The 26017-nt window shown below is 70.3% G+C and carries 30 protein-coding genes; 6 read left to right on the top strand and 24 right to left on the bottom strand.

The window, feature by feature from the left end:
• Window positions 1-57 precede the first annotated feature (57 nt).
• The 16 genes from tsaD to ACIBH1_RS01320 all read right to left on the bottom strand — a co-directional run bounded on the left by tsaD (window position 58) and on the right by ACIBH1_RS01320 (window position 13125).
• Complete coding sequence (tsaD, locus tag ACIBH1_RS01395; RefSeq protein WP_397311554.1) at window positions 58-1089, bottom strand: tRNA (adenosine(37)-N6)-threonylcarbamoyltransferase complex transferase subunit TsaD; 1032 nt, start codon at window positions 1087-1089, stop codon at window positions 58-60.
• A complete protein-coding gene (rimI, locus tag ACIBH1_RS01390; protein WP_181616021.1) occupies window positions 1082-1513 on the bottom strand; it encodes a ribosomal protein S18-alanine N-acetyltransferase in 432 nt (143 codons plus the stop codon). The genes tsaD and rimI overlap by 8 nt, the downstream gene beginning before the upstream one ends.
• A gap of 11 nt (window positions 1514-1524) precedes the next feature.
• Window positions 1525-2163, bottom strand: a complete 639-nt coding sequence (tsaB, locus tag ACIBH1_RS01385; protein ID WP_397311553.1) for a tRNA (adenosine(37)-N6)-threonylcarbamoyltransferase complex dimerization subunit type 1 TsaB — start codon at window positions 2161-2163, stop codon at window positions 1525-1527.
• A gap of 11 nt (window positions 2164-2174) precedes the next feature.
• Entirely contained in the window at window positions 2175-3098 is a 924-nt protein-coding gene (locus tag ACIBH1_RS01380; RefSeq protein WP_397311552.1) for a phosphotransferase family protein, read from the bottom strand.
• A complete protein-coding gene (locus ACIBH1_RS01375; protein ID WP_397311551.1) occupies window positions 3095-3646 on the bottom strand; it encodes a class F sortase in 552 nt (183 codons plus the stop codon). The genes ACIBH1_RS01380 and ACIBH1_RS01375 overlap by 4 nt, the downstream gene beginning before the upstream one ends.
• 3 nt (window positions 3647-3649) lie before the next feature.
• The gene (locus ACIBH1_RS01370; protein WP_181615919.1) at window positions 3650-4216 is read right to left on the bottom strand and encodes a hypothetical protein; all 567 of its coding nucleotides are present in this window, start codon (window positions 4214-4216) and stop codon (window positions 3650-3652) included.
• 266 nt (window positions 4217-4482) lie between these two features.
• Window positions 4483-4914: a tRNA (adenosine(37)-N6)-threonylcarbamoyltransferase complex ATPase subunit type 1 TsaE gene (gene tsaE / locus ACIBH1_RS01365; protein ID WP_397311550.1), complete on the bottom strand. Its 432-nt coding sequence runs from the start codon at window positions 4912-4914 to the stop codon at window positions 4483-4485.
• Window positions 4911-5960 (bottom strand): alpha/beta fold hydrolase, encoded by a 1050-nt coding sequence (locus tag ACIBH1_RS01360; RefSeq protein WP_397311549.1) that lies wholly within the window; start codon window positions 5958-5960, stop codon window positions 4911-4913. Before ACIBH1_RS01360 ends, tsaE begins: the two co-directional genes overlap by 4 nt.
• Entirely contained in the window at window positions 5957-7072 is a 1116-nt protein-coding gene (gene alr, locus ACIBH1_RS01355) for an alanine racemase (RefSeq protein WP_397311548.1), read from the bottom strand. Before alr ends, ACIBH1_RS01360 begins: the two co-directional genes overlap by 4 nt.
• A 17-nt stretch (window positions 7073-7089) precedes the next feature.
• Window positions 7090-8526: an NAD(P)H-hydrate dehydratase gene (locus ACIBH1_RS01350; protein WP_397311547.1), complete on the bottom strand. Its 1437-nt coding sequence runs from the start codon at window positions 8524-8526 to the stop codon at window positions 7090-7092.
• Between the two features lie 10 nt (window positions 8527-8536).
• Window positions 8537-8887 (bottom strand): holo-ACP synthase, encoded by a 351-nt coding sequence (locus ACIBH1_RS01345; RefSeq protein WP_397311546.1) that lies wholly within the window; start codon window positions 8885-8887, stop codon window positions 8537-8539.
• A 108-nt stretch (window positions 8888-8995) separates the two neighbouring features.
• Window positions 8996-10414 (bottom strand): alkaline phosphatase PhoX, encoded by a 1419-nt coding sequence (locus ACIBH1_RS01340; RefSeq protein ID WP_397311545.1) that lies wholly within the window; start codon window positions 10412-10414, stop codon window positions 8996-8998.
• 82 nt (window positions 10415-10496) lie between these two features.
• Window positions 10497-10856 (bottom strand): hypothetical protein, encoded by a 360-nt coding sequence (locus tag ACIBH1_RS01335; RefSeq protein ID WP_397311544.1) that lies wholly within the window; start codon window positions 10854-10856, stop codon window positions 10497-10499.
• Window positions 10857-10858: 2 nt separating this feature from the next.
• Window positions 10859-11656: a heavy metal-binding domain-containing protein gene (locus ACIBH1_RS01330; RefSeq protein ID WP_397311543.1), complete on the bottom strand. Its 798-nt coding sequence runs from the start codon at window positions 11654-11656 to the stop codon at window positions 10859-10861.
• A complete protein-coding gene (locus tag ACIBH1_RS01325) occupies window positions 11653-12315 on the bottom strand; it encodes a hypothetical protein (RefSeq protein WP_397311542.1) in 663 nt (220 codons plus the stop codon). The genes ACIBH1_RS01330 and ACIBH1_RS01325 overlap by 4 nt, the downstream gene beginning before the upstream one ends.
• A 72-nt stretch (window positions 12316-12387) precedes the next feature.
• Complete coding sequence (locus ACIBH1_RS01320) at window positions 12388-13125, bottom strand: heavy metal-binding domain-containing protein (protein ID WP_397311541.1); 738 nt, start codon at window positions 13123-13125, stop codon at window positions 12388-12390.
• Window positions 13126-13170: 45 nt separating this feature from the next.
• Between ACIBH1_RS01320 and coaA the strand changes: the two genes are divergently transcribed.
• On the top strand, window positions 13171-14073 hold the full coding sequence (gene coaA, locus ACIBH1_RS01315) for a type I pantothenate kinase (RefSeq protein WP_397312176.1): 903 nt from the start codon (window positions 13171-13173) through the stop codon (window positions 14071-14073).
• On the opposite strand, the gene ACIBH1_RS01310 is transcribed toward coaA, so the two are convergent.
• On the bottom strand, window positions 14045-14173 hold the full coding sequence (locus tag ACIBH1_RS01310; protein WP_281389969.1) for a hypothetical protein: 129 nt from the start codon (window positions 14171-14173) through the stop codon (window positions 14045-14047). The genes coaA and ACIBH1_RS01310 overlap by 29 nt on opposite strands.
• Before the next feature lie 71 nt (window positions 14174-14244).
• Here ACIBH1_RS01310 and ACIBH1_RS01305 point away from each other — a divergent pair, with 71 nt between their 5' ends.
• Genes ACIBH1_RS01305 through ACIBH1_RS01285 form a run of 5 tightly spaced genes read left to right on the top strand, consistent with a single transcriptional unit; the run spans window position 14245 to window position 18612 of the window.
• Window positions 14245-15180, top strand: a complete 936-nt coding sequence (locus ACIBH1_RS01305) for a DUF389 domain-containing protein (protein ID WP_397312175.1) — start codon at window positions 14245-14247, stop codon at window positions 15178-15180.
• 40 nt (window positions 15181-15220) lie between these two features.
• On the top strand, window positions 15221-16129 hold the full coding sequence (locus ACIBH1_RS01300) for an ABC transporter ATP-binding protein (RefSeq protein ID WP_397311540.1): 909 nt from the start codon (window positions 15221-15223) through the stop codon (window positions 16127-16129).
• Entirely contained in the window at window positions 16122-16985 is an 864-nt protein-coding gene (locus ACIBH1_RS01295; protein ID WP_397311539.1) for an ABC transporter permease, read from the top strand. Before ACIBH1_RS01300 ends, ACIBH1_RS01295 begins: the two co-directional genes overlap by 8 nt.
• On the top strand, window positions 16982-17896 hold the full coding sequence (locus ACIBH1_RS01290) for an ABC transporter ATP-binding protein (RefSeq protein WP_397311538.1): 915 nt from the start codon (window positions 16982-16984) through the stop codon (window positions 17894-17896). Before ACIBH1_RS01295 ends, ACIBH1_RS01290 begins: the two co-directional genes overlap by 4 nt.
• On the top strand, window positions 17896-18612 hold the full coding sequence (locus ACIBH1_RS01285) for an ABC transporter permease (protein WP_397311537.1): 717 nt from the start codon (window positions 17896-17898) through the stop codon (window positions 18610-18612). Before ACIBH1_RS01290 ends, ACIBH1_RS01285 begins: the two co-directional genes overlap by 1 nt.
• Window positions 18613-19027: 415 nt before the next feature.
• On the opposite strand, the gene ACIBH1_RS01280 is transcribed toward ACIBH1_RS01285, so the two are convergent.
• From ACIBH1_RS01280 to rplM, 7 genes are all read right to left on the bottom strand, one after another.
• Window positions 19028-19528, bottom strand: coding sequence for a hypothetical protein (locus ACIBH1_RS01280; RefSeq protein ID WP_397311536.1), 501 nt, complete (start codon window positions 19526-19528; stop codon window positions 19028-19030).
• 32 nt (window positions 19529-19560) lie between these two features.
• Window positions 19561-21183: a class I adenylate-forming enzyme family protein gene (locus ACIBH1_RS01275; protein WP_397311535.1), complete on the bottom strand. Its 1623-nt coding sequence runs from the start codon at window positions 21181-21183 to the stop codon at window positions 19561-19563.
• Window positions 21180-22136: a hypothetical protein gene (locus ACIBH1_RS01270; RefSeq protein ID WP_397311534.1), complete on the bottom strand. Its 957-nt coding sequence runs from the start codon at window positions 22134-22136 to the stop codon at window positions 21180-21182. The genes ACIBH1_RS01275 and ACIBH1_RS01270 overlap by 4 nt, the downstream gene beginning before the upstream one ends.
• 113 nt (window positions 22137-22249) lie before the next feature.
• The gene (locus ACIBH1_RS01265) at window positions 22250-23341 is read right to left on the bottom strand and encodes a hypothetical protein (protein WP_397311533.1); all 1092 of its coding nucleotides are present in this window, start codon (window positions 23339-23341) and stop codon (window positions 22250-22252) included.
• Between the two features lie 112 nt (window positions 23342-23453).
• Window positions 23454-24788 (bottom strand): phosphoglucosamine mutase, encoded by a 1335-nt coding sequence (gene glmM / locus ACIBH1_RS01260; protein ID WP_397311532.1) that lies wholly within the window; start codon window positions 24786-24788, stop codon window positions 23454-23456.
• A 2-nt stretch (window positions 24789-24790) separates the two neighbouring features.
• Window positions 24791-25312, bottom strand: coding sequence for a 30S ribosomal protein S9 (gene rpsI, locus ACIBH1_RS01255; RefSeq protein WP_181615901.1), 522 nt, complete (start codon window positions 25310-25312; stop codon window positions 24791-24793).
• A gap of 19 nt (window positions 25313-25331) precedes the next feature.
• Complete coding sequence (rplM, locus tag ACIBH1_RS01250; RefSeq protein ID WP_397311531.1) at window positions 25332-25775, bottom strand: 50S ribosomal protein L13; 444 nt, start codon at window positions 25773-25775, stop codon at window positions 25332-25334.
• Between the last annotated feature and the right edge of the window lie 242 nt (window positions 25776-26017).

Genomic DNA, 26017 nt, shown 5'->3' with positions numbered 1-26017 from the left:
CCCTGGTTCACCGCCAGGGGGCACGCGCATGTCAGGGGAAGCGCGGCAGGACCGGCCTCAGACGTGCACGGTGGTGATCGGCATCGACGAGTCGGCCGGGATCTCCAGCGTCGACGGCGTGACGCCCGCCGCCACCAGGTCGGACCCCAGCGCCGCCACCATGGCCCCGTTGTCGGTGCACAGCCCCGGCCGGGGCACCCGCAGCCGGACCCCCGCCGCGTCGCACCGCTCCTGGGCCAGCGCCCGCAGCCGGGAGTTGGCCGCCACGCCCCCGCCGATCAGCAGGTCGTCGACCCCGTACTTCTTGCACGCCTGCAGCGCCTTGCGCGTCAGCACGTCGACCACGGCCTCCTGGAAGGACGCCGCCACATCGGGCACGTGGATGGACTCCCCGGCGGAGGTGCGGGCCTCCACCCAGCGGGCGACGGCGGTCTTGAGCCCCGAGAAGGAGAAGTCGAGCGTGCCGTCGTCGATCTTCCCGCGCGGGAAGGCGATGGCGGTGCCGGACCCGGAGGTGGCGGCGCGGTCGATGTACGGGCCGCCGGGGAAGGGCAGCCCGAGCACGCGGGCGACCTTGTCGAAGGCCTCGCCCGCGGCGTCGTCGACGGTCGATCCGAGAGAGATCACGTCGGCGGCCACGTCGGGCACGAGCAGCAGCGACGAGTGCCCGCCGGAGACGAGCATGGCGATGCACGGCTTGGGCAGCGGCCCGTGTTCGAGCTGGTCGACGGCGACGTGCGCGGCGAGGTGGTTGACGCCGTAGAGGGGCACGCCGAGCCCGAGGGAGTACGACTTGGCCGCGGCCACGCCCACGAGCAAAGCGCCCGCCAGGCCGGGCCCGGCGGTGACCGCGATGGCGTCGATGTCGGAGAACTTCAGCCCGGCGTCGGCCAGGGCGCGCTCGACGGTGGGCGTCATGGCTTCGAGGTGGGCGCGGGAGGCGACCTCGGGCACGACGCCGCCGAAGCGGGCGTGCTCCTCGACGCTGGAGGCGATCGTGTTGGCCAGCAGGGTGTGCCCGCGCACGATGCCCACGCCGGTCTCGTCGCAGGAGGTCTCGATGCCCAGCACCAAGGGTTCGTCAGCCATGGAGCTTCCTCTTCATCACGACGGCGTCGGTGCCGTCGTCGTAGTAGCGGCGGCGCATGCCGATCTCCTCGAAGCCGAAGCGTTCGTAGACCGACCTGGCGCCGGGGTTGTCGGAGCGGACCTCGAGGAAGATCTCGATCGCGCCGCGTTTGCGCGCCTCGTCGAGCAGCACGGTGAGCATGGCGCTGCCGATGCCGCGGGTGCGGTGGGCGGCCAGCACGGCGATGGTCTGCACGTCGGCCTGGTCGGCGGCGGCGGCCATCCCGGCGTAGCCGACGATCTCGGAGTCGACCTCGGCCACGACGTAGTGCCTGGTGCGCGGCTGCTCGGCCAGCTCGCCGCGCATCATGCCCTCGCTCCAGGCGTCGAGCGGGAAGGTCTCGCGCTCGATGGCCATGACCGCGGGCAGGTCGTCGAAGGTCATCTGCCGGATGTTCACTGGATGACCTTCTTGGGCGCTCCCGGTTCCACCGCGTCGGGCCTGCGCAGGTAGATCGGGCGCGGCTCGTCGAGCCGCTCTCCCGCCGCGAGGCGCCCGGCCGCCAGGGCGGCCAGGAAACCGGCCAGGGGGTACGGCGGAGCCTGGGGTTCGCCCAGGATCTCGGGATACAGCGAGGGGCCGACGACCGGCAGCCCGTTGACGGGCACGTCGGCGGGCTTGTCGACGTGGGGCCCGTCGAGGCGGTCGTCGAAGGAGGAGTAGCGCGCCCAGAAGACCTCCTTGCGCCGCGCGTCGGTGGCGACGAGGAACTCCTCCCGCAGGCCGGAGCCGTAGGCGAGGGCGTCGAGGGTGCAGACGCCGTAGGCGGGCACCCCGAGCGAGGTGGCCAGGCCCTGAGCGGTCACCAGGCCGACGCGCAGGCCCGTGTAGGGCCCGGGGCCGGTGCCGGCGACCAGGGCGGTGACGTCGCGGATGGAGGCCCCGGCGTGGGCCAGGGTCTTCTCGATGAGGGGGGCGAGCAGCTCACCGTGCCGCCGGGCGTCGATGGTGGTGGACTCGGCGAGCACCCGCTCACCGTCGTGCAACGCGGCGGTGACGGCAGGCGTCGCGGTGTCAAAGGCCAGGAGCAGCACGAATAGTTAGCCTACTGCCACCCGGTGCGGTGCTTCAGCCACTCGATCGCGACAGCGCCCTGGGCACGCTGGAATGCTCGCAGGGTGGGCAGGCCGGGAGGGTCGGGCAGGCGGCCCTGCCGTACGAAATAGCCGGCCAGGGCGACGAGCCCGACGGTGATGTCGTGGGAGGGGTCGGGCAGCAGTTCCTGCGGTGGCGGACCGCCCTGCATGCGCACCGAGGGCAGCATGGCCAGGAGGTCGAACCAGGCCGCCCCGATGCAGGCGTGCGGCCAGTCGACGACGTAGACGCGGTCGCCCGCCAGCAGGATGTTGTCGGCGCGCAGGTCTGATTGGAGCAGGGTGTCGCCCTTGGTCGCCTCGGCCCAGCCCGCTTCGAGCGCGGCGAGCCGCTCCAGCCACCGCAGCGCCCACGGGTCGAGCCCGGTGGTGTCCTCGGTGACGAGCCGGCGCCAGCCTCGGAAGTTCTCGTCGTAGTAGTCGGCCATGGCGGGCGCCTCGACCGGGGAGGGGGTCAGGGCGGTGTTCATCGCCCGTACGGCCTCCACGATGCGGTCGAGTTCGTCGCGCTCCCATGGCGTCGCCGGGTGCCTGCCCTCGATGTCCTCGAAGACGAGCGCCACCCAGCCGTCGTGCTCGAAGGTCGTCAGCAGCCGCGGGGCGGGCACCGAGGCGGGCAGCCGGGAGGCGATCCTGGCCTCGTTGCGGTAGATCTCGACCGAGTGCGGGTTGGGGTCGGGCCCGCAGGCCTTGACGAAGGCGCGCGTGCCGTCGGCGGTGACCAGGCGTACGGCTGCCGCTGGGGAGAAGCCGCCGGTCTGGGTGACGGCCCGGGCGATCGGGGAGCCCAGGAAGTCCTCGATGCGCTGCCGTACGCCTGCGGGAACGTGCTCCCAGGGCACGCGGACGCCTGACGCGGGCGGGTTGTCACTCATGCGTCCGACATTAGCGAGGCGTAGACGATCACGTTGTCGGCGTACTCGTTGCGGTCGTAGTCGAACCGCCCTCCGCACGTGACCAGCCGCAGCCCGTCCTGGTCGTAGACCCGCTCGGCGGGGAAGCGGTCCTTGTCGATCTGCTCGATCGAGGTGACCTTGTACTCCACGGTCCTGCCGTCGCTGCGCTCGACCCGCACCACCGAGCCCTTGCGCAGTTGCCGCAGCTTGTAGAAGACGGCGGGCGCGGTCTGGGTGTCGACGTGGCCGACGATGACGGTGGCACCCTTCTCCCCCGGCACGGCGCTGCCCTTGTACCAGCCCGCCACCTTGGGCTTGGAGTACGGCGGCAGTTCCATCTCCCCCGACTTGGTCACGCCGAGCTTGATGAGCGGCGCCTCCAGGTCGAGCGAGGGGATGTCGAGGCTCTTGGGGACGACGTCGGCGGCGGCCGGTGCGCTCTGCTGCGAGCGCACCACGTTGCCGAACGCCACCATGACCAGGCCGGTGACGGCTCCCGCGACCACCACCCGGCTGAACTTCGCCACGGCCTATCTGCTGCGGCGGCGGCGCAACGCCAGGCCGATGCCCGCGGCCAGGGCCAGGCCGACCACGACGCCGGCGCCGCCGATCGGCACGACGCCGGACTCCTCCTCGGCGACCGGCTTGCCGTAGGTGCCTCCGCCTCCGGCGCCGATGCGGGTGGGCCGGGAGGTCGCGGTGCGCGTGGGCGCCGGGGTGTCGGGCGCCTCGGCGACGATCCTGAGGGTGGCGCGGCCGGTGTCGTTGGTGCCCTCGCACCTGACGTCGACCGTGTAGGTGCCGGGCCTGGCGGTGGTCAGCACGTCGGCCTGTCCGCGGACCCAGGGCAGCGGCACCGTGGTGGTCGCGGGGGTGGCGGTCGTGGCGGGGGTGGGGGTGACCGTGGTGGCGGGCGCCGGGTTGAGCGTCACCGCGGAGACGAAGGCGTCGGAGGTGGCGCGCCCGATGTGCGCGGGCCCGCCGGACGGGACGGGGCAGTTGGCCAGGATCCACACCTTGGACGGGTCGCCCTCGGTGACCCGGTCGGGGTCGAGGCGCACGGGGATGTTCAGCCGCGAGGCCGAGGCCGTGGGCACCGCGCTCCCGCTCGCCGTCGGTGAGGCCGTCGGATTCGGCGACGCCTCAGCCGTGCACCCGGTTAACCCGAGCGCGAGGATGGCACCCGCATAAGCGACACGCCTGAGCCTGAGCACCGCCGCACCCCACTTTGCCTGTTGCACCCAGCATCCATCGAAACCCGATGAAACGCCTCACGTTATGCCCAGATTTTCTACGGGCAACCCATGATCCATATGGTGTCAGGAATGCCGGGACGTGGCGGGACTTTGACGATTCCCCCGGATCAGTCGGCGTGTCGGCCGATCTCGGTCATGGTGATCTCACGGGTCTCCCCGGAGTCGGAGCGCGAGATGTGGATCTCCAGCCGCTCCTCCGACAGGCCCTCGACCTTGCCCTCGCCCCACTCGACGATGGTCACGGAGTCTTCCAGCGAGGCGTCGAGGTCGAGGTCGTCGACCTCGAGATCGCCGCCGAGCCGGTAGGCGTCGACGTGCACGAGCGCGGGACCGCCGCAGAGCGACGGGTGCACGCGGGAGATGACGAACGTGGGCGAGGTGATGGGCCCGCGCACCTTCAGCCCTTCGGCGATGCCCTGCACCAGGGTGGTCTTCCCGGCGCCCAGCGGTCCCGAAAGGATCACCAGGTCGCCGGCGCCGAGCCGCTGCGCCAGCCGTACCCCGAAAGCCCGCATCTCCTCGGCCGTGGCCACGATCATGTGTCAACCCTCTTCAGCAGGTCCTGCAAGGCCTCGTTGACCGCGTCAGGACGCTCCAGCTGGATCAGGTGCGAGGTGCCGGGCACCTCGGTCAGCTGGGCCCTGGGCAGCGCCGCGGCGATCGCCTTGCTGTGGTCGGGCGGGGTGAGCCAGTCACGGTCACCCACCATGATGGCGGTCGGGACGTCGTCGAGGACGGCGAGCGCGGAAAGCTTGTCGTGGTTCATCAGCGCGGAGTAGAAGTTGGCGACCACCTCGGTGGGGGTCGCCCTGATCATCGACTCGACGAAGTCGACCAGCGTCGGGCTGACGTTGCGCGAGTCGCCGAAGCCGATGTAGCGGGTGATCAGGAAGGCGATGTCGCTGCCGGCGTGGCGGGTCCTGTCGACCAGCGCGCCCCGGCGGCCCAGCAGCGAGACGGTCGGCGGCGTCACCTTGTGCACGACCTTCGACAGCAGCGCGGGCAGGCCCAGCGTCAGCTCGGCCAGCTTGCCCGCCGAGGTGGCGATGAGCGCGGCGCCGCGGATCTTGTCGTCGAACAGCGACGGGTGCCGGTCGGCCAGGGCCATCATGGTCATGCCGCCCATGGAGTGGCCGACGAGCACGCAGGGGCCCGGCACGAAGGTGTCGATCACTTCGGCCAGGTCGTCGCCGAGCCTGTCGATCGTGCTCTGGTCGGCGGGGGCCATCTGGGAGCGTCCGTGGGAACGCTGGTCCCACAGCACGATGCGGTGCTGCTCGCGCAGGGCCTGGCGCTGGTAGTGCCAGGATTCCATGTTGAGGCAGTAGCCGTGGGACAGCACGATCGTCAGGGGGGCGTCCTCCGGACCGTCGACCTCCACGTGCAGCGCGATGCCGTCGGAGGTGATCAGTGTGCGCTCGCGGCCGCGCAGTTCGCCGAAGGGTTCGCCGGCCTCGGCGTCGGGGCGCAGCCGGATGCGCCCGACGGCGTAGCGCTTGGCCAGCGCGACCGCCGCCACTCCTGCGGAGGCGGCGCCCACGATCGCACCGGCGATCCCGGCCTTCCTGGCGGCAGTCGTCGTCATCCGTCCACTCCGTAAACCCGAGGCACCCTCGCGCCTATCCTCGTCACGATCTCATGAGTGATCGTGCCGAGGTTATCGGCCCACTCCTGGCAGGTCGGCTCGCCCCTGTCTCCAGGGCCGAACAGGAGGACCTCGTCGCCGGATCGCAGCTCGTCGGAGCCCATGTCGATCATGAACTGGTCCATGCAGACCCGGCCGGCTATCGGCCGCCTTCTTCCCCCCGCGAGCACGTCCACCCGTCCCGTCGCGTGCCTGAGAACCCCGTCCGCATACCCGAGAGGGACGAGCCCAAGCGTCACTTCTCCCTCAGTCGTGTAGTGATGCCCGTAGGAGACGCCCGATCCGCTGGGCACGGCCTTGGCCAGGCCGACCTGCGCGGCCAGCGTCATGGCCGGGCGCAGGCCGAAGTCGCCCATCTCGGGGATCGGCGATAGGCCGTACATGGCGATGCCCGGCCGTACCAGGTCGAAGCGGGCCTGCGGGAGCGTCACGATCGCCGCGGAGTTGGACACGTGCCTGATGACGTGCGACGGGGCGTCGGCCATCTCCAGGGCGGCGTGGAAACACTCCAGCTGCGCCTGGATCGAGGGGTGGCCGGGGATGTCGGCGCAGGCGAAGTGGCTCCACAGGCCCACCAGCTCGACGGTGCCCTCCGCCTGGAACTTGCGCGCGGCGTCGAGCAGGCCCGGCCAGGCGGCCAGCGGCGAGCCGCCACGGCTCATCCCGGTGTCGGCCTCCAGGTGCATCCTGGCGGTCGCGCCGGTGCGGCGCGCGGCCTCGGCGATCGCCGACAGCGTGCCCTCGTCGGAGGCCGACAGCTCCAGCCCGGCCGTCAGCGCCTCGTCGAGGGGCTCGCCGGGGGTGACGATCCACGACAGCACCGGGGCCGTGATGCCCGCTTCCCGCAGCGCCAGGCCCTCGCGGATGTAGGCGGTGCCCAGCCGTGAGGCGCCGCCCTCGAGGATCGCCGCCGAGGTCGCGGCCAGGCCGTGTCCGTAGGCGTCGGCCTTCACCGCGCCCATCAGCTCGACGTGGCCGGCGCGCTCCCGCAGGAGCGCCACATTCCGTCTGATCGCGGCCAGGTCGACGCGCGCCTCGGCAGGGTAATGCATCTTTCCAGTCTGGCAGTTCAGCCGCGTGCTCGTCGCAGACTCCGCATGGCCTCCGGGATCGCCGTGGCGACGTCGGCCGACACGAGCGGCGCTCCGTCGGCCGCCAGCGTGCCCGCCAGGCCGTGCAGGTAGGCGGCGCAGGAGGCGGCGTCGTAGCCGCCGAGCCCGCCCGCCAGCAACGCGCCCGCCACTCCCGACAGCACGTCGCCGGTGCCGCCCGTGGCCAGCCACGAGCTGCCCGTGACGTTGACCCGCACCGGCCTGTCGGCCTCGGCGATCACCGTGGTCGACCCCTTGAGCAGGACCGTCGCGTTCAGCTCCGCGGCGGCCCTGCGCACGAACTCCAGCCGCGAGGCCTCGATGCGCTCACGCTCGACCCGCAGCAGCCGCGACAGCTCACCCGCGTGCGGAGTCAGCACGACGGGGGCACTGCGGCGCAGCAGCGAGTGGTCGCGGGCGACCAGGCTCAGCCCGTCGGCGTCGATCAGCACGGGCACGTCGCTCGACAGCACCTGGGCCGCCAGCTCGTGCGCCCAGTCGTCGGTGCCCATGCCGGGGCCGAGCACCCAGGCCTGCACCCGGCCCACCCCGGCCAGCGAGGGCCGGTCGAGCTCGGTGATCACCGCTTCCGGCCAGTGGTTCCTGACCTGGGCGACCGGAGCGGACGGCCCGGCGTAACGCACCATGCCCGCCCCGGCGCGCAGTGCCCCGCCGACCGCGAGCACCGCGGCCCCGGTGTAGACCTGGCTGCCCGCGGCGATGCCGACGACCCCGCGCCGGTACTTGTCGGATTCGGGCCCGGGCGAGGGCAGCAGCGCCGCCACGTCGCCGTCGGTGAGGGCCGCCAGGTCGGGATCGGGCAGGTACGGCCCCAGCCCGATGTCGACCAGCTCCACATGTCCCGCATAGGAGGCTCCAGGATCGACCAGCAGCCCGCTCTTGAGTGCTCCCACGGTGACCGTGACCTGCGCCGTGACGGCCGCGCCCGCGACCTGGCCGGTGCTCGCGTCGACCCCGCTCGGCACGTCGACGGCGACGACCGGCCCGCCCGCCCGCTCCACCAGCCCGGCGTACGGCTCGCGGAGCGCCCCCGTGCCGCCGATCCCCACCAGCCCGTCGACCACCAGGTCCGCCTCGCCGGCATCGGGCGCCACCCGTCCGCCGGCCAGCAGGAAGGCGGCCAGTCCCGCCTCGTGCGCCTTGGCCCCCGCCAGGACCGCCGACACCCGGGCACCGCGCCTGGCCAGCAGCGCGCCCGCGTAGAGCGCGTCGCCCCCGTTGTCGCCGCTGCCCACCAGCAGCAGCACGCGCGAGCCGTACACCCTGCCCAGCATCCCGGCGCAGACCGCGGCCAGACCGTGGGCCGCGCGCTGCATCAGCGTGCCCTCGGGGAGCGTCGCCATCAGCGCCTGCTCGGCGCCCCTGATCTGGTCGGCCGTGTACGACGTGCGCATAGCCAGCAAACTAACCTTCGGCGATCACGTAGGCCACCGCGACCCCCGCGTCGTGGCTGAGGGAGATGTGCCAGCGTTTGACGCCGAGCTCGTAGGCGACCTCCGCGGCCTTGCCCGTCACGTGCAGCGACGGCCTGCCGTTCTCGTCGCAGCGCACCTCGGCCTCCAGGTGGCCCAGCCCCTTCGGCGCGCCCAGCGCCTTGGCCACCGCCTCCTTGGCCGCGAAGCGGGCGGCCAGCGAGTGCATGGGCCGCTCGCGTTCGTGCTCGGTGAACAGCCTCGCGGCCAGCGCCGGGGTACGCTCCAGCGCCGCCGTCAGCCGGGCGATGTCCACGACGTCCACACCGATGCCAAGGATCATCCACCCACAGTAACCCTGGCGGCATGTCCTTTCCGCGTACGAGGTGGTCGCCGGGGAGACCGGCGACCACGTCGTGTCCGGTGGCGGTCCGGAGAAGTGGATGAGCTCCTAGAAGCCGCCCCGGTGCCAGGGGCCCCAGATCGCGAAGGAGCGGCCCTGGGAGGACTGCACGTTGACGTACAGCGTGTGCCCGCCCGGCCCGAAGCTGGAGCCCGCGAACTCGGCGCCGGAGTCGCCGGGGACCGCGGCCAGGCGCGAGAAGTCGAAGATCTCGCCCTTGCGGGTGAGGCCGCGCAGGTAGTTGTCGCCTCCGCCGTCCTCGCAGAGCACGAGCGTGCCCCGGTTGCTGGTGGTCACGTTGTCGGGCAGGTCGAGGACGGTCGAGCCGGGCGACTCGTAGACCAGCTTGAGCGTGTTGCTCCAGGTCTCGTAGGCCCACACCTGGCCGCGGCCCTTGCCGAACCCCGACGGCGGCGTGTCGCCGGGGGCGGTGGCGCCGCCCTGCGTGGAGACGAAGTAGATCGTGCCGTGGTGGAAGATCGCGCCTTCGAGCCGGGAGAAGCCCGCCGCGCCCTTGGCCCGTCCCTGCAGGCCGACGGCCTGGATGGCGGTGTCGTTGCTGGGCGTGCCGGTGAAGGTGGGATCGGGGTCGTCGATGTCCACCCAGGTGACCTTGTAGCTGGCGCCCGGCTGCTGCCCGACCGACAGGTCCTTGTTCGGCTCGCCCTTCACCGCCAGCATCTGCAGCCTGCCGCCGTCGAGCAGCCTCCTGGCGGCCATCGGGTGCTTGGGCGGCAGGTAGCGGTAGAAGCCGCTGGGGAAGGCGAAGTTGTCCTCGCTCAGGAACAGCGCCCCCGAGCCGGGGTCGAAGGCCACCGACTCGTGGGCGAAGCGGCCGGCCGACCGGATCGGCTGCGCGCTGGCCCTGCGGTCCGTCGGCACCTCGAAGATGTAGCCGTGCTTCTGGGCGAGCTTGGAGTTGTCGCCACCGGAGAAGTCGTTGCCCACGTCGGGGCCGTTGACGGTCTCCTCGCACGTCACCCACGCGCCCCACGGCATGGGGCCGCCCGAGCAGTTCATCATGGTGCCGTTCAGCGACGGGCCGCTCCTGATGACCTCGCCGTAGCGGGTCACCTCCAGCGTCGCCGTACCGCCGCCCGCCGCCGGGTCGTAGGCCTTGGCCGGGTCGCCGAACGCGCCGACCGGACCGTTGACCTCGTGGTTGCGCACCAGGATCGCGTGGCCGCGCCTGCCGTGGAAGGCGGCCATGCCGTCGTGCCGCCCCGGGGTCGTCGAACCTTCGGTGAAGGCCTCGCCCGCGGCGTTGAAGGAGCGGTACTTGAAGCCCTGCGGGAGGTGGAGGCGGACGACGCCGTCCCGCTCGTCGGGCACGGGCAGCAGCGGGCCGTACCCGGGGCCGGGCCTGAGGCCTCCGTTCACCCCCGCCTGGGCGACGCCTGCGAACGGCCCGGCGACGCCGGCCGCGGCGAGGGCTCCGGCACCGGTGATGAAGCTCCGACGATCCATGGGTGCTGCCTTTCCGAGCGCGGTTGTTCACCGCACGTTAATCGTCGCCCACCTGATCGCCATATGTCGCAATTCGCCAAAGTCACTGAACCATCCGCCGCAGGGCCTCCGCCGCCTGCGCATCGACCCGCGCCCGCTCCACCAGCAAACCGCTCAGCTTCTCGATCCAGGCGTCCAGCGACACCGTGCGACGCGACAGGGTGACACCGTGCACCTCATGGCAGATCTCGGCCACCGGCCGCCCGTCTGCCGGGGTGAGCGTCAGGAGCCAGTCGCCGAGCCGTACGGCAAGGCGTTTGATCTTCTTCGACAGGCGGGCGCGCCGCACCACCACGCAGTCACCCGGCAGGATCTCCTCCAGGGAGCTGAGCAGCACGGCCGCGTAGATCGCGACGTCGGCGGAGTCCTGCCGCAGCGCGGCCGTGACCAGATGAAGATCCATCGTCAGTCCAGGGGGAGCACGAGCTGCGGGCGGTCGATGACATGGTCGGGTCTGAGCGGCCTGATCGCCGTGCCGACGGCGAAGAACTCCATCGTGTGCGAGCCCCAGCTGTGGTGCAGGTGCTTGAGATCCACACCGACGATGCCCTCGGCGTCGAGCTGCTTGGCCTCGCTCTGCATGCGGTCCATGGCCAGTTCCCGGGCGTTGTAGAGCGCCTGCGTGAACTCCGGGATCTCCACATTGCGCCCGAGATTGCCCATCAGCGCGCCGATCCTGCGGTGCGCGACGTGATAGACACACGTCCCCATGACCAGCCCGAGCGGCGCGTAACCCGCCCTGATCAGGGTCCAGAAATCCTGGCCAGACAGGTCGCTGGTGAACGGCTTGCCCCGGTTGTTGAGCCACTCGCCGGGCTCGTCGGCCCTCACCGCCGTGCCGATGGCGATGAACTCCGCGATGTGCTCGCCGAAGTCGCGCAACTCCATCTCCAGGCGCACACCCACGATCCCGTCGGCGCCGAGCATGTCCGCCTCGGCCTCCATGCGGTTCATCGCCAGCTCCCTGGCGTGGTACATCGCCTCGGTGAGCTGGGTGAGCTCCATGTTCTTGCCCCAGCGGGCCATCTGGAAGCCGACGTGGTAGATCGAGGTGCCCAGGACGAGGCCGAGGGGACGGAAACCGGCCTCGCGCACGAGGAGGAACTCGTTGACGGACAGGTCGCTGGTGAAGATCGAGCCCTCGGTGGTGGGCTGCAGGTTCCGCAGGCGGTGGACGGCGTCGGCGGACAGGTCTTCGCTCACGTCAACCTCATGATGGTCAGCGCCTTGGAGGGGGCGACGGCGGCAGGGAGCGGGGAGATGGCGGTGCCCAGGAAGAAGGACTCGGCCACGATGTCGGCCGAGCCCCGCGGCTCGCAATCTCGCTCGTGGTGGCGGCTCCACCGCGTGGCCATGACGAATCCTTCACCCCGCCAACGGGCGATGTCCGTCACGAGGTCCCGTCGCGCCAGGTCCTTGCTGCGGGCCAGCGCCTCGGTCTGCCATCCCAGCTCGGACCTGCCGTTGCCCTGCGGGCGCACCCCGTGAACGGCCAGCAGGCTGGTGGCTCTCGCGATCCCGACCGGGATCCAACCGGCGACGACCAGCCTGGCGAAGTCCTGACCGCTCAGGTGCGCCAGAAAGGGCTTTTCGGTACGGCCCGTGGCGGATCGCACCGCCGTGCCGAACGCCACGTACTCGATCCCGATCGAGAGGTCCCTGGTCGTCACGGTGATCCCGATGACGCCTTCTGCATCCAGCGCCACGCATTCGGCGACCAGGGCCTTCAGGACCCTGTCGTACGGGTCGAGCCGTCGTCTGATGAGGCCGATATGGGAGTACGAGCCGCACTGCACGTGCTTCTTGCGAAGCGGGGTGCGTATCGACGTCCCCATGACCTGCCCGACCGGCTCGAACCCCACCGACCGGATAGCAGCGAATTCCCCCGCGGAAAGATTAGATGTGAACGGTAACCCATCCCCCACGAGATCACTTTACAGCGGCATCACCGTCAGCGTCTTGGGCGAAAGAGGGGACTTCGTGCGGAAGGGCACGATGGCGGTGCCCAGGAAAGAAGACTCGAGGACGAGGTCCTCGCGGCCCTCCCGCATCACGCACTCATGAAGGTGGCGCTCGTGATCGTGCCTGGCCAGGACGAAGCCGACGCCTCCCTGGCGGGCGATGTCGGCGACCAGCTGTTTGCGCGCCGCCTGCCTGACGCGCTGGACCAGGCCGGTCGTCACCCGCATCTCGGTGTTCGGCTGCCATCCCCAGGGGGCGTAGGCGTGGACGATGTCGACCGCGAAGCCGTAGGCCGTTCCCACGGGCATCCAGCCGGAGGCGACCAGCTTGGCGAAGTCATGGCTGTTCAGGTGGGCGATGAACGGGGTGTACAGCCTGCGGGCGCCGGTGGCTCGTACGGCGGTTCCGATGGCGGTGGTCTCGACGGCTCCCGCCACCGTCCGCCTGCGGATGGTCGCGCCGACGACACCGTCGGCGCCCAGCGCGAAGCATTCCTGGCGCAGGCGCAGCAGCACCCTGTCGTAGGGGAGGCTCAGCCTGGCCGCATAGGCGTCCTGCGAGCGGGCCATGCAGTCGAGCTGGCCGCGTTTCGTCACGGGCGAGTGCACCGATGTGCCCATGACCTGCCCGACCGGCTCGAACCCCACCGAGCGGATCGCGGCGAACTCCCCCGCGGACAGGGCGGAGGTGAAGGGTGACCCGTCCCCCATGAGGTCAAGCTAGCTCGTTAGGCTGCCTGCGTGAATAACGGCTACGTGGAACTGAGCAGGGAGCAGTGGAGCGAACTCCGCAAGAACACGCCCTTGACTCTCACCGCTGACGAGCTGGAAGACCTGCGCGGCCTCGATGACCCCATCGACCTGGCCGAGGTCACCGACATCTACCTCCCCCTCACCCGGCTGCTGAACCTGCACTTCACCGGGTCCAAGCAGCGGAGCACCGCGCTCAACGCCTTCCTGGGCGGGCCCGAGCGGCGCGTGCCGTACATCCTGGGCATCGCGGGCAGCGTCGCCGTCGGGAAGTCGACGACGGCGCGGTTGCTGCACACGTTGCTCAAGCGCTGGCCGGAGCACCCGAACGTGGCGCTGGTGACCACCGACAGCTTCCTGTACCCGAACGCGGTGCTGGAGGCCAGGGGCATCATGCAGCGCAAGGGCTTCCCGGAGAGCTACGACCGCAGGGCGCTGGTGCGTTTCGTGGCCGAGGTGAAGGCGGGCGCCGCCGAAGTGCATGCGCCGATCTACAGCCACTTGGAGTACGACATCGTCCAGGGTGAGACCCAGACGGTGAAAAATCCGGACATCCTCATTCTCGAAGGGCTGAACGTGCTCCAGCCCGCTCCTCCGACCGCCCTGGCGGTCTGCGACTACTTCGACTTCTCGATCTACGTCGACGCTCGCGTGGAGGACATCCGCGACTGGTACGTCGCCCGCTTCCACAAGCTGCGCCAGACCGCCTTCGAGGATCCCCAGTCCTACTTCAGGTTCATCGCCGACCTGTCGCACGAGGAGGCGAGCACGTTCGCGCGCAACGTGTGGCGCGACATCAACGAACGCAACCTGGTGGAGAACATCCTGCCGACCCGCGGCAGGGCCGGGCTGGTGCTGCAGAAGGGCGCCGACCACTCCATCAGACGCGTACGGCTCCGCCGTACCTGACCTCCTCCATGAGGTAGGTGGCCAGGCGCCCCCAGCACTCGCGGTCGTCGATGGCGGCGAACCAGCACTGCTCGCCGTGTTCATGGCAGGTGGGTCTCATGGGGGCAGCCTGGCGCGGCGCCATCAACGTTCCGTCAACGCCGGATACACGACAATGGCGTGGTGCTGCATATGCGAGTGGTCAGCCCGCCCGGCCGGACCGACGAGGTGCTGGAGACGCTGGAGAGCTGCACCGGTGTCACCAACATCGCGGTCCTGCCGGGCGCGGCGCGCCTGCCCAAGGGCGACCTGATCTTCTGCGACCTGGCTCGCGAGTCCGCCAACACGGTCATCGGCCGGTTGAAGTGGCTGGAGGCCGAGGGGTCGATGGCCGTCGAGCAGGTCGACCTGTCGATCTCGCGGGTGTCGGAGGAGGCCAAGGAGGATGCGCCGGGCGAGGGCGACGACGCGGTGATCTGGGAGGAGCTGCGCCAGCGGGTCCAGGGCGACTCCCGGATAACCTGGGCCTATCTGGCCTTCTTCGCCATCGCCACACAGCTGGCGGGCATCGGCGTGCTGCTGAACTCTCCCATCCTGATCGTCGGCGCGATGGTGCTCGGCCCGGAGTTCGGCGCGGTGGCGGCCATCTGCTTCGGGTTGACGCTGCGCAGGTGGCACCTGATCGGCAGCTCGTCGGTCACCCTGATCGTCGGGTTCTCCGTGGGCATCGCGGTGACCTTCGCGTGCGCCCTGGTCTCCTCATGGCTCGGCTGGGTCAACCACAGCATGCTGGAGCTCAACGCCGAGGTGCAGTTCATCGTGCTGCCCGACAAGTTCTCGTTCATCGTGGCGCTGCTCGCGGGCGTGGCGGGCGTCCTGTCGGTCACCGCCGGCAAGTCGTCGTCGCTGGTCGGCGTCTTCATCTCGGTCACCACCATCCCGGCGGCGGGCTACGCGGCCGTGGCGGTGGCCCTGGCCGACTGGGGCGCGGTGGGCGGCGCGGCGGCGCAACTCGCGATCAACATCTCGGGCATGGTGCTCTCAGGTACGGCGACGCTGATCGTCCAAAGGACCTTCTGGCCTCAGGTTGGTCAATCCGCGGGACGAGGCGGGAAATCCTCCGTGTGACGGAGGCCCTGATCAAGGGCCTGCGGGTAGGGTCCGGATCATGCACATCCTCGTCACCGAGGGGCTGACCAAACGCTTCCCCGGCGTCACCGCGCTGGACCAGCTCACCGTCACGACCGGACCCGGCGTGACGGGTCTGGTCGGGGCGAACGGGGCCGGCAAGTCCACGCTCATCAAGATGCTGCTCGGACTGCTGCCGCCCTCGTCAGGACGCGCGCAGGTCCTCGGCCTCGACATCGCGACCCAAGGCGCGCAGATCCGCCGGGTCGTCGGGTACATGCCCGAACACGACTGCCTGCCCCCCGACGTGTCCGCCACCGAGCTGGTGGTCCACCTCGGACAGATGTCCGGTCTGCCCCGTACGGCTGCGCGCGAGCGAGCCGCCGACGTGCTGCGGCATGTGGGCCTCTACGAAGAGCGCTACCGCCCGATCGGCGGCTACTCCACAGGCATGAAGCAGCGCGTCAAGCTGGCCCAGGCCCTGGTGCACGACCCGCAACTGGTCTTCCTCGACGAGCCCACCAACGGGCTCGACCCGCAGGGACGCGACGAGATGCTGGCCCTGATCAGGCGCATCGGCAGCGAGTTCGGCATCAGCGTGCTGGTCACCTCGCACCTGCTGGGCGAGCTGGAGCGGGTCTGCGACCACGTGATCGTCATCGACTCCGGGCGGCTGCTGCGCTCCAGCGCGATCGGCGACTTCACCCAGGCCACCTCCGTGCTGACGGTCGAGGTCGAGGAGGGCACCGACGCCCTGCTGGCCAAGCTCACCGAGGCCGGCCAGACCGTCACCTCGCAGGGCCGCGCGCTCCTGGTCAAGGTCGACGGGCCGGGCACCTACGACGCCGTCCGCGACGCGGCGGTCGAGCTCGAACTCTGCCTGATCCGTCTGGAGCAGGGCCGCCAGCGCATCGAGGACGTCTTCCGCGAGGAGGTGGCAGGTGTCTGAGGGAGTCATCCACGACATCGGTTACCGTCACTACGACGGTGCCAGGCTCGGTTCCGCGTACGGCACGCGCGCGCTGTTCGTCTTCACCCTGCGCGGCATCTTCGGCCTGGGGCGCCCGGCGCGCAGCAAGGTGATGCCGTTCTTCCTGGCCACGGTGATGCTGCTGCCCGCGGTCGTCTCGATCGTCGTCATGGCGCTCATGAACGAGACCGCGATGACCTACACCTCGATGCCGACCATCATGCAGGCCGTACCCGCGATCTTCCTCGCCTCCCAGGCGCCCACGGCGGTCGCGCCCGACCTGCGCTACAAGGTGCTGCCCCTCTACCTGTCGAGGCCGGTGGGCGTCACGCAGTACGTCCTGGCCAAGTACGCGGCCATGGTGCTGGCGCTCTTCCTGCTCATGGCGGTGCCGCTGGTGCTCATGTTCGTCGGCGAGCTGCTGGTCGACATGCCCGACGAGCCGCTGCGCACCCAGCAGTTCGTCGCAGGGCTCTTCACCTCGCTGGTGCTCGCCGTCCTCCTGGCCGGCGTCGGGTTGCTGCTGGCCTCGCTGACCCCGCGGCGCGGGCTCGGGGTGGCCTCGGTGATCGCCGTCTACATGTTGTGCCTGGCCGTCTCGGGCGCGCTCGTGGGCACCTTCGAGTCCGTGGGGCGCACCACGGCCGCCGAGTGGGCCTGGCTGATCAACCCGTTCTTCCTGGTCGACGCGGTGCGGGTGTGGCTGTTCGGCGGCGAGGTGGCCAGCGGCGGCGCCTACCCGCCGGGGCCGGGCCCCGCGCTGATCGTGGTCGCGCTGATCGCCCTGGTCCTCGGCGCGCTGTTCCTGCGATACCGGAAGGCGGCGGCCCGATGAAGATCGAGCTCTCCCAGGTCTCCCGCTGGTACGGCAACGTCGTGGCGGTCAACGACGTCACCATGACGATCGGGCCGGGCGTCACCGGCCTGCTGGGACCCAACGGCGCCGGAAAATCCACGCTTCTTCACATGATGGCGGGCTTTCTCGCCCCGTCCAATGGCACCGTCACCCTCGACGGTAACCAGGTATGGAAGAACCACCACATTTACCGGAACATCGGCCTGGTCCCCGAACGCGAAGGCGTCTACGGCTTCCTCACCGGCTGGCAGTTCGTCCTGTCCGCCGCAAAGCTCCACGGCATGTCCGACCCCGTCTCCGCCGCCTCCAAGGCGCTGGCCGTCGTCGACATGGAAGCCGCCCGCGACCGGCGCGTCGAAACCTACTCCAAGGGCATGAAGCAGCGCGTCAAGGTCGCCGCCGCCCTCGTCCACGACCCCGCCGTCCTCCTGCTCGACGAGCCGTTCAACGGCATGGACCCGCGCCAGCGCCTGCACCTGATGGACCTCATCCGCCAGATGGGCGCCTCCGGCAAGACCATCCTGTTCAGCTCGCACATCCTCGAAGAAGTCGAACGAGTCGCCCAGCACATCGAGGTGCTCGTCGCCGGACGGCACGCCGCCTCCGGCGACTTCCGCGAGATCCGGCGGCTCATGACCGACCGGCCCCACCTGTTCCGCATCCGCTCCAGCGACGACCGCAAACTGGCCGCCGCGCTCATCGTCGACGGCAGCACCGGCGGCGTCACCCTCGGCCCCGACGGACTCGAGGTGCAGGCGCTGGAGTTCCGCCGCTTCACCTGGCTGCTGCCACGCGTCGCCCAGGCCAACGACATCCACCTGCAGCAGGTCTCGCCCGCCGACGAGGACCTGGAGAGCGTCTTCGCCTACCTGATCAACCGGAGCGCGTGATGAACACCGTGGTCGCAGGGATCACCTTCCGCGCCATGCTCGGGCGCCGCCGCATCGTCCTGCTCATCCTGCTGCCGGTCTTCCTCATCGGCATGGCCTTCGCCCTGCGCCTGCTCGGCGACGCCGACCAGGCCACCGCCGTCAGCCTGCTGCAGGCCTTCTCCATCGGCACCATGTTGCCGCTGCTCGGCCTCATCGCCGGCACCGGCGTCATCGCCCCGGAGATCGACGACGGGACCATCATCCACCTGCTGTCCAAGCCGATCTCGCGGCCGGTCATCGCACAGACCAAGTTCCTCGTGGCGGCGACCATGCTGGTGCTCTTCGCGGCGATCCCCACCTATGCGGCCGCCTGGATCCTCATCCGCGAGGAGGCGGGCATCGCCCTCGGCTTCGCCATCGGCGCCACCGTCGCGGGCTTCGCCTACGCGGCGGTGTTCTTGCTGCTGGGGGTGGTGACCAAGCACGCGGTGGCCATCGGGGTGGTCTACGCGCTGATCTGGGAGGGGCTGATCGGCAACTTCGTGCCGGGGGCGCGGAAGTTCTCGATCCAGCAGTGGGGGCAGACGATTGCGGACCAGTTGACGGACGTGCCGTTCTTGAAGTCGGACGTGGCGATCGGCTTCGCGGTGCCGGCGCTGGTGATCGTCACGGTGGGGGCGGTGGTGCTGGCGGGACTACGGCTACGGTCGTTCTCGCTCACGGGGGACGAGTAGGAGGGCGACGGGGCGGGCTTGGTTCAGCACGGCACAGCACGGCACGGCACGCTCAGGACGGCTCCCTTGCCTCGCCCGCTCGCCCCGCCCCGCCTTGCCCCGCCTCGCCCCACCTTGCCCCGCTCTCCTTGCCTCGCCCCGCTCGCCCCGCCCGACTCCGCTCTCTACGCCCCGCCTCGGTCGCCCCACCTCGGTCGCCCCACCCCGGGTCGGCCTGACCCGTCCCGGCACGGTTGTCCGGCGCGGTTTGTCCCGATGCGGCGGCGTTGGTGCGGCGGCCTTGGAGCGGCGGCCAGCGAATGGCGTACCTGGCGGCGACGACGAGCGCCGCCGCCCAGGTCGCCTCGCCGGCAGACCGAGGGGCACCAGAGCGGCCCCAAGTCAGACCGGAACCCGGGAGAAGCCCCGACGCGGGTCAGACGGGGAAGTCCTTCGGATTCACCCCACTGGTGGACGCGTTACCGCCCACCACCGGCTGCAGGGTGAGCGTCCAGATCGAGTAGCTGGTCGAGCTCGTGCTGAACCGCAGCCTGTCATCGAACCGCTGGTAACTCGCGCTCTTCGTGAACCGCCGCTTGCTGGTGCTGTAGCGGTACCCCGACGTGAAGTAGATCCGGTAAGTCCCGTCCACCACGGACGAGACCTTGGCCGTCGACTTGGCCCGGATGTAGATGCTGATCGCCTTGCTCTTGCCCCTCACCAGCGTGACCACGGCGTCCCGCTTCGTGCCGTTCTTGACCTTCAGCACCCCCGACCCGCCGGAGATGCCCGCGTAGAGGATCTTCCCGTTGGCCGGCCTGGCCAGCGCCTCCGCCTGCACGGATACCGAGGTCGCGGCCTCCGCCGGCACGGTGGACGCACCGGTCACTAAGGCCGCCGCGAGCGCTACGCCCGCCACAGATCGTTTCAGAGTCATCGCAGCAGCATTGCCAAGAGTCGAATGCCCCGTCAATTCACTATCTCCCGCAAAGCGGCCCGATCGAGCTTCTGCGACCGCCCTGACACAGGGAGTTCCGGCAGCACGACGATCCGGTCGGGCAACGCGCCGGCGTCCATGAGATCGGGCAGGCGCCTGCGCACCGCCCCCTCGTGGAAGCCCTCATCTGCCACCAGCGCGAGCACGACCTCCTCGTCACCGGTCTCGGGATCGGCCAGCCCCACGATGGCCGCCTCACGCACGCCCGGCAGCGCGGCGATGGACGGTTCGTACAGGCTGGGGTAGATGTTGAACCCGTCGCGCAGCAGCATGTCCTTCTTGCGGCCGAGCAGGACGAGGTTGCCGTCGGCGTCGAGGCGGACCAGGTCGCCGGTGGGCACCTCGGTCAGCGGCGGCTCGCCCAGGTAGCCGCGCGCGATGTGCGGCCCGCTGACAACCAGCTCCTGCTCTTCCGTGAAGCGCACCCCCACCCCCGGTAGCGGCGGGCCGAGCAGATCGCCCTGCGGGTAGTCGAGCTTCTCCTCGGCGCTCGCCACCGAGATGGGCAGGGCTTCGGTCATCGCGTAGATGCTGTGCACCTGGCCGCCGGTCAGCGTCATGCACTTCCTCAGCACGGCGGGTGGCGCCGGCGCCGAGCCGAGGAGCAGGTGGCGCACCGACGGCGGGATGCTCTCCAGCCTGGCCGCCTCCACGGGCACCTGGTAGAGGTGGGTGATCTCGCGGCCCTGCATGGTCGCGCCCGGCATGGACCAGGTCGCCCCGCCGATCAGTGCGGGCAGGCCGAGCATCAGGCCGTCGGTGTGGACGACGTCGCCGGGCTGCAGGGGGAAGCGGGTGCGGAAGATCTCCAGGCCGGCGGCCAGCGAGGCGCGGGTGTGGACGACGCCACGGGGGTGGGCCGTGGTGCCCGAGGTGAAGATCACGGCAGCGGGCGACTCGAGGTCAGGCCCGTGCGTTTCCACGGCAGCGGGCGGCTCAAGGCCCGGGCCGTACGTCTCCACGGCAGCGGGCGGCTCAAGCCCGGGGCCATACATCTCCACGGCAGCGGCCGACTCCAGGCCGAGCCCGTGCGTCTCCGAGGCGCCGCCATCGGCCCCAGGGCCGCCATCGGAAGCGCCACCCCTCGCACCCCGCCGAGGCGACCCCGCCCGTCCCCCGTCGAGCCGTAGCGCCCCGCCCGGCACTCCCGGCAGCCACGGTCCCGTGTACGCGTGCCGTACCGCGGCCCGTCCCAGCGCGGGCAGCAGCACCCCGCGTCGCCGTGCCAGCCCGCGCAGCGGCCGGGCCGACGTCACCAGGTACAGCAGCGACTCCGCCACCACCCACCCCGGCGCGGCCAGCCGCAGCCGCGCCTCCAGCACGCCGGGAGCCAGGCCCGGGTCGGCGAGGATCAGCGTCCCGCCGGCACCCACCACTCCCAACGCCACGGCGATCGCCTCCGGCGAGGGCCGCACGGCGTAGAGCACCCCCTCGCCCGCCCGCAGCCCCGCCGAGACCAGCGCGTCCCGCACCCGCAACGACCGCTCCCGCAGCGCCCCGAACGTCACCTCCCGCCCCTTGGCGTCGATGATCGCCGTAGCCCGCGGAGTCCTGGCGCAGGAGGCCAGCACCTCGGCGACCAGGTCCACGCTCACCACCCCTCCCTGCGCATCATCGGCACCACGAACCTCCCCAGAATCGCCTCCAGCACCACCCATGCCGCCCGCCGCCGCCACGGCAGGTGCTCGACATACGCCGCCCGATACTCGATCTGCGGCTCGGCCCCGCGCAGCCGCTTGAAATGCCCCGCCCCCGCGCTGTCGTTGACCTTCAGTCCCCGCTCCTCCGCGATCTCGTAGAGCAGCGCGCTGAGCATGCGATACAGCCCCTCCTCACGCGGCCGATCGGTGTCGTAGCCGAACACCGGCGTCGTGATCACCCCGTCGCGCTCGTAGTAACCGAGCACCGCCTCGACCCTCCCGTTCTTGGCCAGGGCCCGGTAGGTGAACGGCAGCTCGGCCACGAAACGCTCGCTGAACTGCGGATTGTTGCGTGAGTACTTGTCGAGGTAGAGCTTGTCGTACAGCTCGACGACCCGTTTCGGATCGTCGGGCACCACCACCTCGTAGCCCTCACGCTCGATCATCCGCAGCTCCCGCCGCCACCGCTTGCGCGCCCTGGAGACCGTCTTGCCGGGTTCGATCAGGTAGATCTGCCGCCCTGGAACGTTCACGCACCCCGGGATCGGCTCGTTGACCGAGCAGAACACGATCGCGTGATCGGGGAACTCCTCCCTCAGCCTCTCGATGGCCGCCTCGACCTGGCCCTCCCTCATCCGCGGATACAGATTCGTGGACAGCAGCCAGTTGTTGACCAGCACCACCCGGTTGACCCGCGAGAACTTGCACAACCACCCCAGCACCCCCAGCGCCGCCCGCAGGACGGCACGCAGCACCCCACTTTCGACGAGATACAGCTCCTCCCCCGCATAGGTGACGTAGTGCGTGTACGGCGAGCACACCCACGCGTTGCCGTACTCCCCGTCGTTGACGGTGACGGGCAGAATGGTCTCACCATCCACCAGCAGGGTCCGGACGTCAGTCCGCACGTTGTGGATAAACTCCGCCGTCTCCCCGCCCATCAGCGGTTCGAGATACTTCCTGGCGAATTGACCATCGGGCGTATCCGGCCATGGCACCTGCCCGCCGTACAGCTGCGCCCTCACCGCCCGTCCCATTCGATGTCATAGGTCGAGCACTCCACCAGTGACCGCCCCGTCCACATCGAGCGCAGCCAGTTGCGCCACACCACTTCGAACTGGGACAGGAACGGCCCCCTGTCGCCCGGCACCGCGATCACGTCCTCCGCCTCGCGCACGACCCGGAGCCACCGCCGGGGCTCCCGCACCATGCCCGCCAGCCCGAAGCTGAGCATCGCCGTAGCGATCATGGCCCGCCGGCCCGCCTCCGGCCGCAGCACCCCCTCGGCCCGCCCCGGATCCGCCATCACCGCGGCCAGCTCGGGCCCGAACAGGTGCACCCCGCTCGTGGCCCGCGGATTGCACTCCAGCGGCCGCCCGTCGATGAAGTCGAAGGCCACCTGCCCCGAGAAGCGCTCTCCTGCCAGGAACGCCGTGACCCACCGCTCCGTCCCGGTATCCTCCACGGGCGCGAAGTTCACGCACGCCCCCGAAGCGGTGAAGTCCACCTCATAGGCGGCATGCGCCACCAACCGCCCCCGATCGGCCACCGAGTAGGTGCACAACTGCCGCCCTTCGAGCAGCTCCTGCGCCACCCACCCCTTCGGGACCGGCCCGGCCTTCCGCACGGTCCGCACCTTCGTGGCGAACCTGGAGAACTCCGGCTTCACGATGTACGGCAGGCGGTCCATCGCCTCGCCCAGCCTCGTCTCCGGTACCGGCAACCCGTGCTCACGAGCTTTCTGAACGAATTCCCACTTGCTGTGCAGTCCCCGAAGCTCCCGCAGCCCCGCCACCAGCACCCGGCAATGCTCGGCCAGCTCGTCCCGGCCCCTGGCCACCCAGAAGATCTCCTCGCAGGTGGGCACCAGCAGCTCCACGCCCTCGCGCCGGACGATCTCCACCAGCGCGCGGACGAACCGCTCGGGCGCCCTGTTCGGCGGCGGGACCCTGAACACCCCCGCCACGGCCCTGGACCGGCCGCACAGGGTCGCGGCGGCGCTCTCCGCGACCAGCACGCGGGCGCCTCCGGCGGCGAACTTCCTCGCCAGATCGAGCGCCACCGGCGCCCGGCCCCCGGTGATGAGCACCACCTTGTCCCGCAGCGTCGTCATGCGGCGAGCCTAGAGCGCACCGATTGCCGTCAGATCAAGGCCCCGCGACACGAGAAGAGGGCACGGCCTCCATCAGGAAGCCGTGCCCTCAACCACGCACGAACAGCAAAACTCAGACGCAAGCCACCCGGACCACGTCGGCCAGCCGGGAGGCCACGCTCGACGCCTGGTCCTCCGAAGCGGCCTCCACCATGACCCGGATCATCGGCTCGGTCCCGCTGGGACGGATCAGCACCCGCCCCGTGTCACCCAGCTCGGCCTCGGCCACGGCCACGGCCTCGGCCAGCTCGTCGGCCCCCGCCTTGCCCCGATCGACACCCTTCACGTTGATCAGGATCTGCGGCATCGGCGTCACCACGGAGGCCAGCTCCGCGAGCGACTTGCCGGTGCGGGCCACGACGGACGCCAGGTGCAGCGACGTGAGCAGCCCGTCGCCGGTGGTCGCGTGGTCCAGCATGATCACATGCCCGGACTGCTCACCACCGAGGTTGTAGCCGTCGGCCTTCATACGTTCCAACACGTACCGGTCGCCCACGGCGGTCTCGACGACCGTGATCCCGGCCTCGCGCATGGCGAGCTTGAAGCCGAGGTTGGACATGACGGTCGCGACGACGGTGTCCTGCGCCAGGCGCCCCTGGGCGTGCAGGTCGAGCGCGAGGACGGCCATGATCTGGTCACCGTCGACGATCCGCCCGTCGTGGGTGACGGCCAGGCAGCGGTCGGCGTCGCCGTCGTAGGCCAGACCGAAGTCGGCGCCACGGGAGATGACGACCTGCTGCAACTTGTCGAGGTGGGTCGAGCCCACGCCGGAGTTGATGTTGAGCCCGTCGGGACGGCACCCGATCGTCTCGACCGAGGCCCCGGCACGCACCAGGGCCTCGGGGGCGACCATGTAGGCGGCGCCGTGGGCGCAGTCGGCGACCACGTTGAGCCCCTCGAGGCTGCCGGACAGGGTGGCCAGGACGTGCGAGATGTAGCGGTCCGCTTCGCCGTACGCGTCACGGACCCGGCCCACCTTGGCGCCGGACGGCCGATCCCAGGGTTCCCGCAGCCGCTGCTCGATCTCGTCCTCGATCGCGTCGGACAGCTTGACGCCGCCGCGGGCGAGGATCTTGATCCCGTTGTCGGGTGCGGGGTTGTGCGAGGCCGACAGCATGACGCCGAAGTCGGCCCCGAGCGCGGAGGTCAGATAGGCCACCGCCGGGGTGGGAAGCACGCCGAGCCTGAGCACGTCCACCCCAGACGACGCAAGGCCGGCGACCACCGCTGCCTCCAGGAATTCACCTGAAGCGCGAGGGTCCCGGCCTACGACGGCAACAGCTCGTTTGCCGTCAGAAGCGTCTCCAAGGACGTGCGCGGCCGCCACGGACAGGTCCATGGCGAGCTCGGCCGTGAGGTCGCGACCCGCGACCCCACGTACCCCGTCGGTGCCGAACAAGCGGCCCAAAATTAACGCTTGCTGTACTGGGGAGCCTTACGGGCCTTCTTGAGACCGTACTTCTTCCGCTCCGTGGCGCGGGCGTCACGGGTGAGGAAGCCGGCCTTCTTCAGCGGCGGGCGGTTGTTCTCGACGTCGAGGATCGCCAGCGCGCGGGACAGGCCCATGCGGAGCGCACCGGCCTGGCCGGTCACGCCGCCGCCGTCGATGCGGGCGATGACGTCGAAGGCCTCCTCGGCACCGAGCACCACGAAGGGCTCGTTGACGATCTGCTGGTGGACCTTGTTCGGGAAGTAGGTGTCAAGCGAACGCCCGTTGATCGTCCACTTGCCGGTGCCAGGGACGATGCGCACGCGGGCGATCGCCTCCTTGCGGCGGCCGGTGCCGTACGAGTTGCCGGTGGTGACCGGACGACGCACGGGGGCCTCGGCGAGGGCGCTCGACTCGGTGGTGTACTCGGACGGGAAGTCCTCGCCGGAGAACTCTTCCACCTCGGCCTCGACGGCCGTCTCGATACCGGTGGTCTCAGCCACGGTTTGTCCTCAAATCCTTCTACTGGGCGATCTGGGTGATCTCGAACGGCACGGGCTTCTGGGCCTGGTGCGGGTGCTCGGACCCGCTGTAGACCTTCAGCTTCTTGGCCATCTTCCGGCCGAGGGAGTTCTTGGGCAGCATGCCCTTCACGGCCTTCTCGACGGCCTTGTCGGGCCGCTTGTCCATGAGCTCGCCGTAGGTCACGGAACGCAGACCGCCCGGGTAGCCCGAGTGGCGGTAGGCCTTCTTCTGCTCCAGCTTGTTGCCGCTGAGCGCGATCTTGTCGGCGTTGATGATGATGACGAAGTCACCGGTGTCAACGTGGTTGGCGAAGATCGGCTTGTGCTTGCCGCGGAGCAGGATCGCGGCGTGGCTGGCCAGCCGGCCCAGGATGATGTCGGTGGCGTCGATGACGTACCACTGACGCTCCACCTCGGCGGGCTTCGGTGTGTAGGTGCGCACGGTCGTAAGCCTTATCTTGCTTGCGTCTACGGCGCTGTCGGAAACAGACAGCTTGGGGTCGGTCGGTGCGGGCGCACGACAGCCCGGACCTTCCGTCTCCGCTCAGAAATGGGAGATGACGCCGGACGCGCCGCGCATTGGTCGCGTCGGACCAGTGCACACAACGACCAACACCATAGCCGACCTGCGCGGCCAAGGCAAAACGACGGACGACAGAACGGTTCTATTTCGGTTCCCTGCAA

The sequence above is a fragment of the Nonomuraea sp. NPDC050663 genome (assembly GCF_044456985.1).
GTDB lineage: Bacteria > Actinomycetota > Actinomycetes > Streptosporangiales > Streptosporangiaceae > Nonomuraea.
Note: the sequence above shows the minus strand (reverse complement) of the source record. Positions and strands in the feature narration are given on the sequence as shown.